The following is a 15,139-nucleotide window of genomic DNA, read 5'->3' as shown; positions in this document are numbered from 1 at the left end:
TGCTCAGCTGCCGGTGACCGACCGCCCACTGCTCTTCCACCCGGGCAGCACGCCCACCTAGTCTGAGCCGGTGGATCTCAGCGAGTACCTCCGTCACGACGCCACCGCACTGGCCGGGCTGGTCCGAACCGGGGAGGTCACCGCGACCGAACTACTCGAACTCGCCCAGGCGCGGGCTGCAGCCGTCAACCACCGCCTCAACGCCATCGTCGTGCCGACGGACGGGTTCGCCCGAGATCAGATCGCAGCCGGTCCCCAGGGGCCGCTCGCAGGTGTCCCGTTTCTGATCAAGGACCTCGGCCAGGAGCTCAAGGGCTACCCGACAGCGAGTGGTTCCAAGTCCCTCGCCCGCCACATCGCCACCGAGCACGCGACCATCACCCAGCGCTTCCTCGACGCGGGGCTGGTCGTCTTCGGCAAGACGAACACCCCCGAGTTCGGCGCCAAGGGCATCACCGAGTCCGACTTCTGGGGACCGGCCCGCAGCCCGTGGAACACCGACCACACACCGGGCGGCTCGTCCGGCGGCTCCGGCGCGGCGGTCGCCGCGGGCATCGTCCCGGCCGCGGGCGCCAATGACGGCGGTGGCTCCATCCGCATCCCGGCCGCGTGCAACGGCCTGGTCGGACTCAAGGCCACCCGGGGCATCACCCCGTTCGGCCCGCAGGAGGGCGAATCGACCCTGGGGATGGCCGTCGAGGGTGCGGTGACCCGCACGGTGCGTGACGCCGCGGCGATCTACGACGCCATCGTCGGGCCGACCCCGTCGTCGACCTATCCGACCTCGGTCCCCGACACCCCGTTCGTCGAACAGATCCGCACCGCACCGACGGCGCTGCGCATCGGGTACTCCACGGCGTCGACCATCAACCCGAACCCGCACCCGGAGGCCATCGCCGCGGTCGAGCGCGCGGCCACACTGCTCACCGAGCTCGGTCACCGGGTCGAGGAGGTGCCGACGCCGTATGACGATGCTGCGTTGTCGCGGGACTTCCTGACCATCTGGTTCGGCTCGCTGGCCGCCCAGGTCGAGGCGGCGCGGGTGGCGACCGGCGCCACCGATGCCGACTTCGAATCCGACACCCTCGCGGTTGCCGAGCTGGGACGGTCGGCGGGTGTGGTGCCCTTCGTGACCGCTGCGAACAACGTCAACTCCTATGTCCAGCAGATCGACGACTTCCATTCGCGCTTCGACCTGTTCCTCACCCCGACCCTCGCGACCCCGCCGCTGGAGGTGTTCGCCACCCGCACTCCTCCGGCGCTCCAGCGCGGGTCGCGGGTGATCGCGAAGGTCCACGGCGGAAAGCTACTGGGCCGCACCGGAATCCTCGACGACCTGATCGTCCAGAGCCTGGGCTGGGTGCCCTACACCCAGCTCGCCAACCTCACCGGACGTCCGGCCATCAGCGTGCCGCTGCACTGGACCGAGGCCGGCCTGCCTCTCGGCGTCCAGTTCGTCGGCCGACTGGGCGCCGACGGTCAGCTCCTCGCGCTCGCGGCACAGCTGGAGGAGGCCGCGCCGTGGTTCCACCGCTACGCCGACGTCCGCGTGTGACGGCACCTCGCGGGACCGTCACCACGGCAACTACTGTGGTGTGCATCACCGGGTGCGGCTGCGAGGAGCGAACATGACCCAACAGGCAGATGCGGTCGTGGTCGGGTCCGGGCTCGCGGGCCTGGTCGCCACCTACGAACTCACCAAGGCGGGGCGTCGGGTCATCGTCGTCGATCAGGAGAACCGCGCCAATCTCGGCGGTCAGGCGTTCTGGTCGTTGGGCGGTCTCTTCCTGGTCGACACCCCGGAACAGCGTCGCCTCGGCATCCGCGACTCCGCCGAACTGGCGTTGCAGGACTGGATGGGGTCGGCCGGCTTCGACCGCGACGACGAGGACTTCTGGCCTCGTCAGTGGGCGCGCGCGTACGTCGAGTTCGCGGCCGGTGAGAAGCGTCAGTACCTGCACGACCTCGGACTCCGCATCACGCCGGTGGTCGGTTGGGCCGAGCGAGGTGGCGGGTTCGCCGACGGTCACGGCAACTCGGTCCCACGCTTCCACCTGACCTGGGGAACCGGGCCGGAGGTCGTCCGGGTCTTCGCCGAGCCGGTGCTGGAGGCCGAGCGTCAGGGCCTCGTGGAGTTCCGGTTCCGTCACCGCGTCGACGAGATCATCGTCGATGACGGTGCCGCCACCGGCATCCGGGGTGCCGTACTGGCGCCGGACGACGCCGAACGCGGGGTGGCGAGCTCACGAGACATCGTGGGTGACTTCGAGATCCACGCCGACGCGGTGATCGTCACCACCGGCGGCATCGGGCACAACCATGACCTGATCCGCGCGAACTGGCCGGTCGACCGCCTCGGCGAGCCGCCCAAGACGATGATCTCGGGCGTACCCGCATACGTCGACGGTCGGATGCTCTCCATCACCGAGGAGGCGGGGGCGAACCTGGTCAACCGGGATCGCATGTGGCACTACACCGAGGGCATCAACAACTGGGACCCGATCTGGCCCGACCACGCCATCCGCATCATCCCGGGACCGTCCTCGCTGTGGCTCGACGCCGAGGGCAACCGACTCGCGCCACCCAACTTCCCCGGCTTCGACACCAACTCCACGATGAAGGCGATCCTCGCGACCGGGTACGACTACTCGTGGTTTGTGTTGACGCAGAGCATCATCGAGAAGGAGTTCGCGCTGTCCGGGTCCGAGCAGAACCCGGACATCACCAGCAAGGACCTGAAGTTCGCCGCCAAGAGCCGCTTCGCCAAGGGGGCACCGGGCCCGGTGGCGAAGTTCGCCGAACACGGCGTCGACTTCGTGGTGCGGTCCAACCTGCCCGACCTGGTGGCCGGCATGAACGAGATCACCCGCGGCCCCAAACTCGACCTCGCACACGTGGAGCGGATCATCTCGGCACGCGATGCCGAGATCGAGAACAAGTACTCCAAGGACGCGCAGTTGATGGCCATCACCAACGCGCGCCAGTACCTGGGTGACAAACTCGTGCGCGTGGCCAAGCCGCATCGCCTGCTCGACCCCGAGCACGGTCCGCTGATCGCCGTCCGACTCAACATCCTCACCCGGAAGACTCTGGGCGGCATCGAGACCGACCTGAACTCACGGGTCATGCGACCGGACGGCAGCGCCTTCGACGGGCTGTTCGCCGCGGGTGAGGTCGCCGGATTCGGTGGTGGCGGGGTGCACGGTTACAACGCGCTGGAGGGAACGTTCCTGGGCGGCTGCATCTTCTCCGGTCGGGCGGCGGGCCGCGCGGTCGCACGCGGCAGCACCGAACGCGGTTAGGGTGTACCGGTGGTGACACCGCAGACCATCCTCACCCGCAAGACCCGATACGCGATCTTCCTCGTCCTCACGATCACCGACGGTGGGGTCGATCGGGTACGCGACGTGGTGTCGGGCCTGCCCGGACTCACCCGATCGGTGTCGTCCCGCGCACCGGATGCGGCCCTGGCCGGGATCGTCGGAATCGGTTCGCAGGCTTGGGATCAGCTCTTCGACGGTCCGCGTCCTCAGGGCCTGCGCCCGTTCACCGAGGTCGACGGCGAGACGCACACGGCTCCGGCAACGCCGGGTGACCTGCTCCTGCACCTGAAAGCCGACCAGCTCGACCTCTGCTTCGAGCTCGGTACCGCGCTCACCCGAGCATTCGGCGACTCCGTCACGGTGGTCGACGAGGTGCACGGGTTCCGCTACTTCGACCTACGCGACCTGATCGGATTCGTCGACGGCACCGAGAACCCCGTGGGTCAGGCGGCCATCGACGCGGTGACCGTCGGCGACGAGGACCCCGGGTTCGCCGGCGGGAGCTACGTCGCGATCCAGCGCTACGTTCACGACATGTCGGCCTGGAACTCGCTGACCGTCGAGGACCAGGAGGCCGCAATCGGGCGGACCAAGCTCGAGAACATCGAGATGGACGACGATGTGAAACCCTCGAACTCCCACATCGCCCTGAACGTCGTCGAGGATGCGGACGGCGAGGAGATCGACATCGTGCGCGACAACATGCCGTACGGCGACGTGTCGGGTACCGGCGAGAGCGGGACCTTCTACATCGCCTACTCGTCGGCGCCCGACGTCGTCGAGGAGATGCTGCGCAAGATGTTCATCGGCGACCCGCCCGGCAACCACGATCGCCTGCTCGACTTCACCACCGCGGTGACGGGCTCCCAGTTCTTCGCCCCGACTGTCGAGTTCCTCGAGGACCCACCGCCGGCGCCCGCCGACGGTGAGTCCTCGACGGCGCCCGGAACCGAGACCGCCACGCGCGCCGCCGACGGCTCGCTGGGCATCGGCTCCCTGCACTGAGCCGAGCCGACTGCACCGACCCCGACTGAACCGACCACCACCGACACGCGACCGCCCCGCACCGACCGATCGAGGAGACCGACATGAGCAACCTGCATCGCGAACTCGCGCCCATCTCGGAGGCCGCCTGGGCCGAGATCGAACAGGAGGCGTCCCGGTCGTTCAAACGCAACGTCGCCGGACGTCGCCTGGTCGACGTCAAGGGACCACTGGGCGACGCGACGTCGTCGGTGACGCTGGGCCACCGCAGCAAGATCGACTCGCCCGCAGACGGCATCCAGGCTTTCACCCGACACACCCAACCGCTGGTGGAACTCAAGGTGCCGTTCACCGTCACGCGTGAGGCCATCGACGACGTCGACCGCGGCGCACAGGATTCCGATTGGGATCCGGTGGTCGATGCCGCACGTGAACTCGCGCTCGCTGAGGACCGCGCGATCTTCGAGGGCTACCAGGCCGCCGGGATCGCCGGCATCCGCGCCGAGTCGTCGGCGACCCCCATCCCGCTTCCCGAGGACGTCCGCGACTACCCGGAGGCGCTGAGTCAGGCACTGAGCACCCTGCGTCTCGCCTCGGTCGACGGTCCGTATTCGATCGCGTTGTCGGCCGAGGTCTTCTCACTGGTCAACGAGACGTCGAACCACGGTTACCCGATCCGCCAGCACCTGCAGCGCCTGCTCGACGGCGAGATCGTGTGGGCACCGGCGATCTCCGGCGCGTTCGTGCTGAGCACCCGTGGCGGCGACTTCGAGCTCACCATCGGCCAGGACGTGTCGATCGGCTACGACTCACACGACGGCGACGCGGTGAACCTCTACTTCCAGGAGTCCTTCACCTTCTTGACCTACACCGCCGAGGCTGCCGTCTCACTGGAGCAGCGCCTCTGACCGATAGGTCCGATTCTCTGCAGGTCACAGCGGAAATGCAATCGCCGCTGTCACCGACTGTTGCTAGCGTGGCTGGCGTGAATCGCTCATGTTGATCCGGCTCGTCCGCGGCTACATCGGCCGATACCGTTCCTCCGTCGTCGCGGTCATCGTGCTGCAATTGGTGGGCACCGGCGCGATGCTGTACCTGCCCACCCTGAACGCCGACATCATCGACAAGGGCGTCGCCCAGGGCGACACCGGTTACATCCTCCGCGCCGGCGGATGGATGCTGGCGGTGTCGGTCGCCCAGGTGGTCAGCACCGTCATCGCCTACTGGTTCGGGGCGCGGGCCGCGCTGGCCGTCGGCCGCGACATCCGCCACGACCTCCTGCACCGGGTGGACACGTTCTCGGCGCGCGAGGTCGGTACGTTCGGGGCCCCGTCGCTGATCACCCGCACCACCAACGACGTCCAGCAGGTCCAGATGCTGCTGGTGACGAGCACGGCGATCCTCGTGATGGCCCCGATCATGTGCATCGGCGGCATCGCGATGGGTGTCCACGTGGCACCCGGACTCTCCTGGGTGCTGGTGATCGCGGTCCCGGTCCTGGGTGGTGCGATGGGTGCCATCATCGCGCGGATGATCCCCGGCTTCCGGGTCATGCAGGAGCGTATCGACAACGTCAACCGGGTCCTGCGCGAGCAGATCACCGGCATCCGCGTGGTGCGCGCATTCGTCCGCGAACGGCACGAGATCGCCCGCTTCTCCACGGCCAACACCGATCTCGCCGATGCGACCCGGCGCGTCGGTCGGATGATGGCGCTGATGTTCCCGACGATGCTGTTCATCTCCAACGTCAGCATCGTGGCGATCGTCTGGATCGGCGGACATCAGGTCGCCGACGGCACTCTGGAGGTCGGCGCGCTCACCGCGATGATGAGTTACGTCATGCAGATCCTGATGTCGGTGATGATGGCCTCCTTCCTCGCGATGATGGCACCTCGGGCCGCGGTGTGCGCCGAGCGCATCTGCGAGGTCCTCGACACCGAGAGTTCGGTCGCCCCACCGGTTCATCCCGTCGACTTCCGCACCGACCCGGCGAACGTCGAGTTCTCGGGCGGCGAGTTCCGATACCCCGGTGCCGACGATCCGGTCCTGTGCGACATCGACTTCCGCGTGGCGCCCGGCACCACCACCGCCATCGTCGGGTCCACCGGATCGGGCAAGACCACGCTGCTCGGACTCGTCCCGCGACTCATCGACGTGACCGGCGGACAGGTGCTCGTCGGGGGCACCGACGTCCGCGAGCTCGATCCGTCGCGGCTGCGGTCGGCGATCGGACTGGTGCCGCAGCGGCCATATCTCTTCTCCGGCACCGTCGCCTCCAACATCCGGCACGGTCGGCCGGACGCGACCGACGAGGAGATCTGGGAAGCCCTGCGTGTCGCCCAGGCCGAGGAGTTCGTAGCCCGGATGCCAGAGGGGCTCGAATCACCGATCTCGCAGGGCGGCACGACGGTGTCGGGTGGTCAGCGTCAACGAGTGGCCATCGCTCGCGCCCTGATCCGGCGACCATCGGTCTACCTCTTCGACGACTCCTTCTCGGCACTGGATCTCACCACCGACGCCCGCCTGCGCGCAGCTCTCCGACCCGCCACCACCGAGGCGGCGACCATCGTCGTGGCACAACGTATCTCGACGATCATCGAGGCCGACCAGATCATCGTCCTCGACAAGGGACGGATCACCGGCATCGGCCGACACGACGAACTCCTGGCGACCTGCGGCACCTACGCCGAGATCGCCGAATCGCAGCTCTCGGTGGATGCGTCATGACCCGCCCCGGAGGCGCACCGGCGATGCCGCTGGAGAAGGCGACGATATTCCTGCCGTCGCTGCGCAGGCTCCTGCGGCTGCTGTTCGGATACCGCCTGCACATGACCGTCACCCTGGCGTCGGTGGTCGGGTCGGTGATCCTGCTCGCCATCGCACCAAGGTTGCTCGGACACGCCACCGACCTCATCTTCGACGGTGTCATAGGCAGCACCTTGCCCGCGGGCATCAGCAAGGCAGAGGCCGTCGACGGACTCCGTGAGCGTGGGCAGGACACCTTCGCCGACATGGTCGCGTCGATGGATCTCACGCCCGGCGTGGGCGTCGACTTCGGGGCGGTGGGAGAGGTGCTGATCCTGACGCTGGTGGTCTACCTGGCGTCGGCGGCACTCGGCTGGCTCGGCGCCTACCTGCTGAACATCGTCGTGGTGGGGACCATCGAGTCGCTGCGCGCCGAGGTCGAGGAGAAGATCCACCGTCTGCCCCTGAGCTACTACGACGCGGCCGCGCGCGGAGACCTCCTCAGTCGGGTCACCAACGACCTCGACAATCTTTCGCAGAGTCTGCAGCAGACCATCTCGCAGTTCGTGAACTCGGTGCTGACCGTCATCGCCCTGCTCGTGATGATGTTGTGGATCTCGCCGCTGCTCGCGCTGATCGCAGTCGTCACCGTGCCGCTGGCATTCGGCGCGACGACCCTCATCGCCCGACGGTCGAAGCCGCACTTCATGGCGCAGTGGTCGTCCACCGGTGCTCTCAACGCCCAGGTCGAGGAGGCTTTCACCGGCCACGAGCTGGTGACCGCATTCGGGCGGCAGGCCGAGGTCGAGGCAGCGTTCGACGCGCGCAACGAGAAGCTCTACGAGTCGAGCTGGCGCGCACAGTTCATCTCCGGGATCGTCATGCCGGTCATCATGTTCCTGGGCAACCTGAACTACGTGGCCGTCGCCGTCGTCGGTGGGCTCAAGGTCGCGTCGGGCTCGCTGAGCCTCGGCGAGGTCCAGGCCTTCATCCAGTACTCGCGCCAGTTCACGCAGCCGCTCACCCAGATCGGTTCGATGATCAACCTGATGCAGAGCGGAGTCGCGTCGGCCGAGCGCATCTTCACCATCCTCGACGCCGGCGAGGAGTCGGCGGACCCGGCCCGGCCCCGCACGCCCGACTCCGATCGCGGCCACATCGAGTTCGACGACGTCTCGTTCCGCTATCGCGAGGACAAGCCGCTCATCGAGGACCTGTCCCTGGTGGCCCGGCCTGGTCACATGGTCGCGATCGTCGGGCCGACGGGAGCGGGTAAGACCACGCTGGTCAACCTGATCATGCGGTTCTACGACGTCGACTCCGGCACCATCCGCGTCGACGGTGTCCCCTCCCGCGCGATGACCCGCGACGACCTGCGCGAACGCACCGGGATGGTGCTGCAGGACTCGTGGCTGTTCGGCGGGACCATCTTCGACAACATCGCCTACGGCGACCCCACCGCGAGCCGCGACGAGGTCATCGAGGCCGCGCGCCTGAGCCACGTCGACCACTTCGTGCGCATCCTGCCCGATGGCTACGACACCGTACTGGACGAAGAGGGCGGCGGCGTGAGTGCCGGTGAGCGACAACTCATCACGATCGCCCGCGCATTCCTCGCGCGCCCGACGATCCTGATCCTCGACGAGGCGACCAGTTCGGTGGACACACGCACCGAGTTGCTCATCCAGAAGGCTATGGCCGCGTTGCGGACGGACCGCACAAGTTTCGTCATCGCACACCGGTTGTCGACCGTGCGCGACGCCGACGTCATCGTCGTGATGGAGGACGGTCGGATCGTCGAGCAGGGCGACCACGACGAGCTGCTCGCCGCGCGGGGCGCGTACTTCCGGCTCTACAACAGTCAGTTCGTCGGGCCGGCGGAGGTCGACGCGGACGTGACCTGACAGGGGCGCGGCCGCGTGACGTACGCGACGTCCGGGAATGCTCCCCGACGCCCCGAGGTTGCGCCGAAGGTCAACAGCGTCGTTTGGAGGTACACATCGTGAAGATCGGGATCATCGGAGCTGGATACATCGGTGGGACGTTGACCCGACGCCTCACTTCGCTGGGCCACGACGTCCGCGTCGCCAACTCGCGCGCACCGGAGACCTTGGCCGACCTGGCCGCCGAGACCGGCGCCACCGCGGTATGGGCCGCCGATGCGGCCGAGGATGCCGATGTCGTGATCGTCAGCATCCCGCAGAAGAACACCCCGGACCTGGCCGCGGGCATCCTCGCCGCGCGTAAGCCGGGCGCACCGGTCATCGAGACCAACAACTATTACCCACAGCAGCGCGACGGCAAGATCGACGCGATCGAGAACGGGACGCCGGAGAGCGTCTGGGTGTCGGATCTGCTGGGCGTCCCGGTCTACAAGATCTTCAACGGGATCTACTGGAAGCACCTGCTGGAGAAGGGTGTTCCCGGCGGCACCGACGGTCGGATCGCGCTGCCCATCGCCGGTGACGACGCCGCGGGCAAGAAGATCGTCTCCGACCTGGTAGACGAGCTGGGCTTCGACCCGGTCGACGCAGGCCCGCTCGCCGAGTCCTGGCGCCAGCAGCCGGGAACCCCGGTCTACGGCAAGGACTTCGACGTCGAGAAGACGAAGGCGGCTCTCGCCGAGGCCTCTCCCGAGCGTGCCCCGGAGTGGCGCGCGTAGATCGTTCAGCTGTCCTCGCTCATTTGCGAGCAGAACTCCCATTCGCGAGCAGAGTTTCGCTCGCGGATGGGAGTTCTGCTCGCAGTGAGACCGTTTCGAGGTCGGGTGCGTCCAACGCACATGATCGAATACCCCACGGACCGCCACGGCCTTGTCTTCCGCCGCTCTGCCGTCGACGCCGGCTTCTCCGACAATCAGCTCGCGCGAGCGCACAGATCCGGGGATCTCATCCGGATCTGGCCCGGCGCCTCCGTCTCCGCAACCGAAGAGCTTTCGCCTCAACAGCGGTACCGTCTGCAGTCGATCGCAGCGGCGGAACTCGGTGACGGGGCCAACACCCTGAGCCACCAATCGTCGGGGATGATGCTGGGACTGTCGATGCTCGAGCCCGCCATGGATCGCGTCCACTTCAGCACCGGACTGGCCAGTGGCGGCCGCGTCGAGAAGCGCCGCCACCTCCATGCGGGCTTCCTCGATGAGAGCGAGATCGTGGTCGTGGACGGGATCGCCGTGACGTCGATGGAGCGCACCGCGGCCGACATCGCCTGCGCAGGGACCTTCGCTCAGGCTCTCGCCGTGCTCGACTCGGCGTTGCGTCTCGGAGCCGATCCCGAGGTGATCGCCGAGAAGTTGGTCGGCACCAGGACCGGGGTCGCGCGGGCACGACGAGCCCTTGGCCATGCCGACCCGCTGTCGGAGAACGCCGGCGAGTCGTGGGGTCGCGCGCAGATGATCGAGGCAGGGTTGCCGGTCCCTCGTCTGCAGCATGAGTTCGTCGATGGCACGGGCGTATTCGTCGCTCGCAGCGATTACGACTGGGACGGTCGGCTCGTCGGCGAGTTCGACGGATGGGCCAAGTACCAGCGACACCTCTCACCGGGTGAGACATCCTTCGACGCGATGCGTCGCGAGAAGAACCGCGAGGACGCGCTCCGACGGATGGGCATCATGGTCGTCCGCTGGACGTGGGATGCGCTTCGTCGAGGTCTGGTCGTCCCGATGATCGCCGAGTGGCTGGGCCGACTCGGAATCGCCGCGTGATTACCGGCCGCCGACGCGAGCAGAACTACCGTTTGCGAGCAGAGCTTTGCTCGCAGATGGGAGTTCTGCTCGCAAACGCCCCTAAGCCCCACCCTGCCCGGGTTCGAGGGCGGCAGCGATCCGACCCTCGAGCTGCGCCGACGCCGGGGCGGGCACGTCGATGAGACCGTCGAGTTCGCGGCGGGCTCGCCGGTACGCCGACTGCCGCTCGGCCGGGGTCGCGGCCTCGTCGAGTGCCACCGACACCAGCTTGCGGGCGCGGGCCAACGCCTCACGCTCCACCGGCGAGAAGTTCGACTGCTTGCGCCGGCGCGATTCGCGCTCGGCGGCGTCGAAGGCTGCGGCGTAGTCCTGGACGGCCTCGCGGTAGTCGGCGAAGCGCACCGGGTCGAGCAGCTCGTCGGGATCACTCGGCCGGAGATCGTCGGCTCGGACCCGCGCCTTGTGGAATGCCAGGGTCAGCGGCTCCCGCATGTCGGTCATCAGCGGGAAGTCGATGAGCGTCGCGAGATCCAGCTCGTAGTCGAACCAGCGCTGATCGAGGTCGTCGTGCGTGGCGAGCTGCTTGCGGATCTGCTCCCGACCGGTCTGGGTGATCCGCAGCTGCTCGGTCTCGGCGCCGGCTTTCACCCGTGCCAGCTCGATCTTGTCGCGACGACGTTTCTCGTTGTACTTGGCGATGCTGCCGAACCAGCCGCCGACGACGCCACCGACGGGGAAGATCACCCACCAGTTGTGCGACAACCAATCCAGCACTTCGCCCACACCAGAATGCTACCGAGCCGATCGCCACAGCGGCTACGCTGCGCAGATGGCCGACCCCGATGCACCACGGGTACACCCCGCGGATCACCCGGAGTGGCACCGCTGGCTCGCCGACCATCACGACTCATCGGCCGGTGTGTGGCTCGTCTTCTGGCGGACGGCCGTCGACGACGACCGACCCGGGCTCGGCCCGCAGGACTACGACGAGGCCGTCCGCGAGGCGTTGTGCTGGGGCTGGATCGACGGTCACACGCGCACCATCGACGACGACCGTCGCGGCATGTGGTTCACCCGTCGCGGGCGGACGAGTGCGTGGGCGGCGTCGAACAAGGCCCGCGTCGCCGAACTCCTCGACCAGGGACGGATGCAACCGGCCGGACAGGCGGTCATCGACGACGCCAAGGCGCGCGGACTCTGGAACCTGCTCGACGACGCCGAGGCACTGATCGAGTCTCCGGAGCTCGCGGCGGCCCTCGATGCGGTCCCCGACGCCCGGCGCAATTGGGACGCCTTCCCACCCAGCGCACGCAAGTTCGGCCTCAGCCAGCTCGCGTTCGCCAAGAAGCCGGAGACCAAGACCAAGCGCATCGCAGACCTCGTCGCGAAAGCTGCACGCGACGAGCGCCCGTGACCGACGACCTCGGTTACAGGTCGGGGATCGGCATCTCGAGGTTCGGCGCGATCAGTCCGCCGTCGACCTCGAGCACCTTGCCGGTGACATAGGCCCCGGCCGGTGAGGCGAGGTACAGCGCGGCGGCTGCGATGTCCTCCGGGTCGCCGAGGCGGCGCAGCGGGGTCGCGGACTCGACCGCCGACCGCATGCCGTCGTCGGCGGCGACGATGTCGAGTGCCGACGTCAGGATCGATCCGGGAGCGATGCCGTTGACGCGGATACGCGGATTCAGGTCGAGCGACGCGATCCGCGTGTAGTGGGCGAGCGCGGCCTTGGCCGTTCCGTACGCCGCGAACGCGCGCCCGGGCAACCGGCCGACCGCCGAGGTGATGTTGATGATCGAACCGCCGTCGGCCGTCTCGAGGATCCGGGGGACCGCGGCCAGCACGAGGGCGTGGGCGTTGGTCACGTTGAAGTCGAAGGCCGCGGTCAGGTGCTTCGGCTTGGTGTCCATCAGCGGGCGCGGCAGCGCTCCTCCGACATTGTTGACCACGGTGTCGAGCCGGCCGAACGTCGACACCGCGGTCTCGGCGAGCGAGGCCGCAGCATCGGGATCGGCCAGGTCGGCCGCGACCACATGGGCGCGCCGACCCACCTCTCGCACCCGGGCGGCGACCTCGTCGAGCTGATCCTCGCTGCGTGCGGAGATCACGACGTCGGCACCGGCCTCGGCGAAGGCAACGGCGATCGCCGCACCCAGCCCTCGTCCGGCGCCGGTGACGATGGCGACCGTGTCGTCGATGCGGAATCTGTCCAGGATCACGCTTCGAACTCTGCCATGGATCGCCGCAAAACGAGAACATGTTCTAAAAACGCGTCGCGACCCCGGCACGGTACGGGCGCCGGGGTCCGAGACGAGCGAGTGTCTGTACCCGTTGGATACGAGTTACGCGGAGCGGCCGGCCACCCAGTCCATGTCGGGATAGCGGTCGCCGACCGCCTCGAGTTCCGAGAGCGAATCCAGCTGCGCCGGGGTCAACTCGACCGCGACCGCGCCGATGTTCTCGACGAGATACTTCCGCCGCTTCGTGCCCGGGATCGGCACCACGTCGTCGCCCTGCGCGAGAAGCCACGCGAGCGCCACCTGCCCCGGCGTCGCGTCGACCTCCTCGGCGATCGTCCGGACCCGGGCCACGAGTTCCAGGTTGCGGTCCAGGTTCTCGCCCTGCCAGCGCGGCAGCGTCCGACGGAAGTCGTTGTCGGCCAGATCGGTTGCCGACGACGAGCCGGTCAGCAGTCCGCGTCCGAGTGGACTGTAGGGGACCACCGTCGCCCCGACCTCGCGTGCCGCGTCGACCGCACCCATCTCGACATCGCGGCTGAAGATCGACCATTCCGACTGCAGTGCCGCGATCGGATGCACGGCCGCGGCACGGCGCAGTGTCGCCGCGTTCGCCTCCGACAGTCCCAGATTGCGCACCTTGCCTGCCTGCACCAGCTCGCCCAGCGCCCCGACCGTCTCCTCGATCGGCCGGTTCGGATCGACGCGGTGCACGTAGTACAGGTCGATGACGTCGACATCCAGACGGCGCAGCGAGGCATCGACGGCGGCGCGGACGTACTCGGGCGAGCCGTCCACCTGCCCGTTGGGCCGGCCGGTCTCCTCGTCGAGCAGGATGCCGAATTTCGTCGCCAGCACCACCTCGTCGCGACGGTCGGCCAGGACCTGCGCCAGCAGTTCCTCGTTGGCGCCCGCGCCATAGATGTCTGCGGTGTCGAGGAAGTCGACACCGGAGTCGATGGCCTGGTTCAGGGTCGCGACCGCCTCGGTCTGATCGGCCGGGCCGTACGCGAAGCTCATGCCCATGCATCCGAGCCCGAGGGCGGAGACCTCGAGATCTCCGATGCGGCGGCGCGGCACGACGGGGGTCGAGGATGGTGTTGTCATGGTTGCGTGTTCCCTCCGTAGGTCGAGATCTTGTATTCGGTGGCGGCCAGCGACAGCGTCAGCTCGGCGATCTGCCGCCGGATGGTGTCACGGTGTTCGAGCAGCATCTCCAGCCGCTCCGGCACTGTGATCTCGCCCTGGTCGACGAGTTCGACGTAGTGCTGAAGGTCGCGGATCGCCATGCCCGACAGCCGCATCCGGGTGAGGAAGACGAGTCGACGGACAGCGTCGGCGTCGTAGCTGCGTGCACCGTGGCTGTCCCGGGCCACTGTGATGAGACCGATCCGCTCGTAGTAGCGGAGCGTGTGCGGGGAGACGTCGAGGAGGTCGGCGAGCTCGGCGACACCCATCGGGGTGTCGTAGTCCTCGGCGTCCACCAGTTTGTGGATGACCTCGACCGACAGCGGACCGTCGACCTCGCCGAGTGCGGCGAGGGCCTTCTCCATGAGGTGATCGGTACTCATGGCACAAACGCTAGGCCTTTGAGCGCACTCCAAGGCAAGCACGGATTTCGGCAGGCGGGCCGACGTGGATACCGACTACGGGATCAGCTGCTCCACGATCCGCTCGACGATCGCGGTGACGGGACGGTCGATGGTGATCTCGATACCTCGCTCGTCGGCTTCCAGCGGCTCGAGGGTCTCGAACTGCGATTCGAGCAGCTCGACGGGCATGAAGTGGTCGGTGCGGTCGACCATCCGCGATGCGATCAGGTCCCGACTGCCGACCAGGTGCACGAATTCGGCTGTCGGACAGCCTCGGCGGATGCGATCGCGATACGACCGCCGAAGTGCCGAACAGGGCAGCACTGCTCCGGTGGCCCGGTGTTCGGCGAGCCAGTCGGCGCACCGATCGAGCCACGGCTCCCTGGCCGCGTCATCGAGGGGGTGGCCCGCGGCCATCGACGCGATGTCGGCTGCCGAGTGCAGGTCGTCGCCGTCGACGAACGGGACCTCGAGGTACTGGGCCAACAACGCCCCGACCGACGACTTACCGCTGCCGGACACCCCCATCACGACGATCGGCGGGAACATCCCGCTCGCCTGGTCGTCGGACAT

14 protein-coding genes are annotated in these 15,139 nt (G+C 68.0%); 9 read left to right on the top strand and 5 right to left on the bottom strand.

Annotated features, from left to right (window positions below; all coding sequences use genetic code 11):
* Positions 1–70 precede the first annotated feature (70 nt).
* The 8 genes from GS4_RS04145 (at position 71) to GS4_RS04110 (ending at position 10,755) form a co-directional block, all read left to right on the top strand.
* On the top strand, positions 71–1,555 hold the full coding sequence (locus GS4_RS04145; RefSeq protein ID WP_007617794.1) for an amidase: 1,485 nt from the start codon (positions 71–73) through the stop codon (positions 1,553–1,555).
* A gap of 73 nt (positions 1,556–1,628) precedes the next feature.
* A complete protein-coding gene (locus tag GS4_RS04140; protein WP_007617792.1) occupies positions 1,629–3,302 on the top strand; it encodes an FAD-binding dehydrogenase in 1,674 nt (557 codons plus the stop codon).
* 9 nt (positions 3,303–3,311) lie between these two features.
* Positions 3,312–4,328 carry a Dyp-type peroxidase gene (locus GS4_RS04135; protein WP_007617791.1) on the top strand — a complete coding sequence of 339 codons (1,017 nt, stop codon included), beginning with the start codon at positions 3,312–3,314 and terminating at the stop codon, positions 4,326–4,328.
* Positions 4,329–4,411: 83 nt separating this feature from the next.
* Positions 4,412–5,215, top strand: a complete 804-nt coding sequence (locus GS4_RS04130; RefSeq protein ID WP_007617788.1) for a family 1 encapsulin nanocompartment shell protein — start codon at positions 4,412–4,414, stop codon at positions 5,213–5,215.
* Between the two features lie 88 nt (positions 5,216–5,303).
* Positions 5,304–7,034: an ABC transporter ATP-binding protein gene (locus tag GS4_RS04125; RefSeq protein WP_007617786.1), complete on the top strand. Its 1,731-nt coding sequence runs from the start codon at positions 5,304–5,306 to the stop codon at positions 7,032–7,034.
* The gene (locus GS4_RS04120) at positions 7,031–8,956 is read left to right on the top strand and encodes an ABC transporter ATP-binding protein (RefSeq protein ID WP_007617784.1); all 1,926 of its coding nucleotides are present in this window, start codon (positions 7,031–7,033) and stop codon (positions 8,954–8,956) included. The genes GS4_RS04125 and GS4_RS04120 overlap by 4 nt, the downstream gene beginning before the upstream one ends.
* Positions 8,957–9,039: 83 nt before the next feature.
* On the top strand, positions 9,040–9,714 hold the full coding sequence (locus GS4_RS04115; protein ID WP_083862634.1) for an NADPH-dependent F420 reductase: 675 nt from the start codon (positions 9,040–9,042) through the stop codon (positions 9,712–9,714).
* Between the two features lie 120 nt (positions 9,715–9,834).
* Positions 9,835–10,755 carry a hypothetical protein gene (locus GS4_RS04110; protein WP_007617781.1) on the top strand — a complete coding sequence of 307 codons (921 nt, stop codon included), beginning with the start codon at positions 9,835–9,837 and terminating at the stop codon, positions 10,753–10,755.
* An 81-nt stretch (positions 10,756–10,836) separates the two neighbouring features.
* Here GS4_RS04110 and GS4_RS04105 read toward each other — a convergent pair whose 3' ends face one another.
* Complete coding sequence (locus GS4_RS04105) at positions 10,837–11,520, bottom strand: hypothetical protein (protein WP_007617780.1); 684 nt, start codon at positions 11,518–11,520, stop codon at positions 10,837–10,839.
* 46 nt (positions 11,521–11,566) lie between these two features.
* Here GS4_RS04105 and GS4_RS04100 point away from each other — a divergent pair, with 46 nt between their 5' ends.
* Entirely contained in the window at positions 11,567–12,151 is a 585-nt protein-coding gene (locus GS4_RS04100) for a YdeI/OmpD-associated family protein (protein WP_007617779.1), read from the top strand.
* A gap of 13 nt (positions 12,152–12,164) precedes the next feature.
* On the opposite strand, the gene GS4_RS04095 is transcribed toward GS4_RS04100, so the two are convergent.
* From GS4_RS04095 to GS4_RS04080, 4 genes are all read right to left on the bottom strand, one after another.
* The gene (locus GS4_RS04095) at positions 12,165–12,956 is read right to left on the bottom strand and encodes an SDR family oxidoreductase (protein WP_007617777.1); all 792 of its coding nucleotides are present in this window, start codon (positions 12,954–12,956) and stop codon (positions 12,165–12,167) included.
* A gap of 123 nt (positions 12,957–13,079) precedes the next feature.
* Complete coding sequence (locus GS4_RS04090) at positions 13,080–14,081, bottom strand: aldo/keto reductase (RefSeq protein ID WP_007617775.1); 1,002 nt, start codon at positions 14,079–14,081, stop codon at positions 13,080–13,082.
* A complete protein-coding gene (locus GS4_RS04085; RefSeq protein ID WP_040509434.1) occupies positions 14,078–14,545 on the bottom strand; it encodes a MerR family transcriptional regulator in 468 nt (155 codons plus the stop codon). The genes GS4_RS04090 and GS4_RS04085 overlap by 4 nt, the downstream gene beginning before the upstream one ends.
* Positions 14,546–14,620: 75 nt before the next feature.
* Entirely contained in the window at positions 14,621–15,139 is a 519-nt protein-coding gene (locus tag GS4_RS04080; RefSeq protein WP_007617768.1) for a gluconokinase, read from the bottom strand.

Source organism: Gordonia soli NBRC 108243, from assembly GCF_000334455.1.
Taxonomy (GTDB): Bacteria; Actinomycetota; Actinomycetes; order Mycobacteriales; family Mycobacteriaceae; genus Gordonia; species Gordonia soli.
This window is presented reverse-complemented; position numbering and strand designations above follow the sequence as displayed.

What these genes read in the sequence shown, in the direction of transcription:
- GS4_RS04140 (WP_007617792.1), top strand. Translation starts at nt 1,629, where the DNA reads ATGACCCAACAGGCAGATGCGGTCGTGGTCGGGTCCGGGCTCGCGGGC.
- GS4_RS04080 (WP_007617768.1), bottom strand. Translation starts at nt 15,139, where the DNA reads ATGTCCGACGACCAGGCGAGCGGGATGTTCCCGCCGATCGTCGTGATG.
- GS4_RS04130 (WP_007617788.1), top strand. Translation starts at nt 4,412, where the DNA reads ATGAGCAACCTGCATCGCGAACTCGCGCCCATCTCGGAGGCCGCCTGG.
- GS4_RS04120 (WP_007617784.1), top strand. Translation starts at nt 7,031, where the DNA reads ATGACCCGCCCCGGAGGCGCACCGGCGATGCCGCTGGAGAAGGCGACG.
- GS4_RS04125 (WP_007617786.1), top strand. Translation starts at nt 5,304, where the DNA reads ATGTTGATCCGGCTCGTCCGCGGCTACATCGGCCGATACCGTTCCTCC.
- GS4_RS04110 (WP_007617781.1), top strand. Translation starts at nt 9,835, where the DNA reads ATGATCGAATACCCCACGGACCGCCACGGCCTTGTCTTCCGCCGCTCT.
- GS4_RS04085 (WP_040509434.1), bottom strand. Translation starts at nt 14,545, where the DNA reads ATGAGTACCGATCACCTCATGGAGAAGGCCCTCGCCGCACTCGGCGAG.
- GS4_RS04090 (WP_007617775.1), bottom strand. Translation starts at nt 14,081, where the DNA reads ATGACAACACCATCCTCGACCCCCGTCGTGCCGCGCCGCCGCATCGGA.
- GS4_RS04100 (WP_007617779.1), top strand. Translation starts at nt 11,567, where the DNA reads ATGGCCGACCCCGATGCACCACGGGTACACCCCGCGGATCACCCGGAG.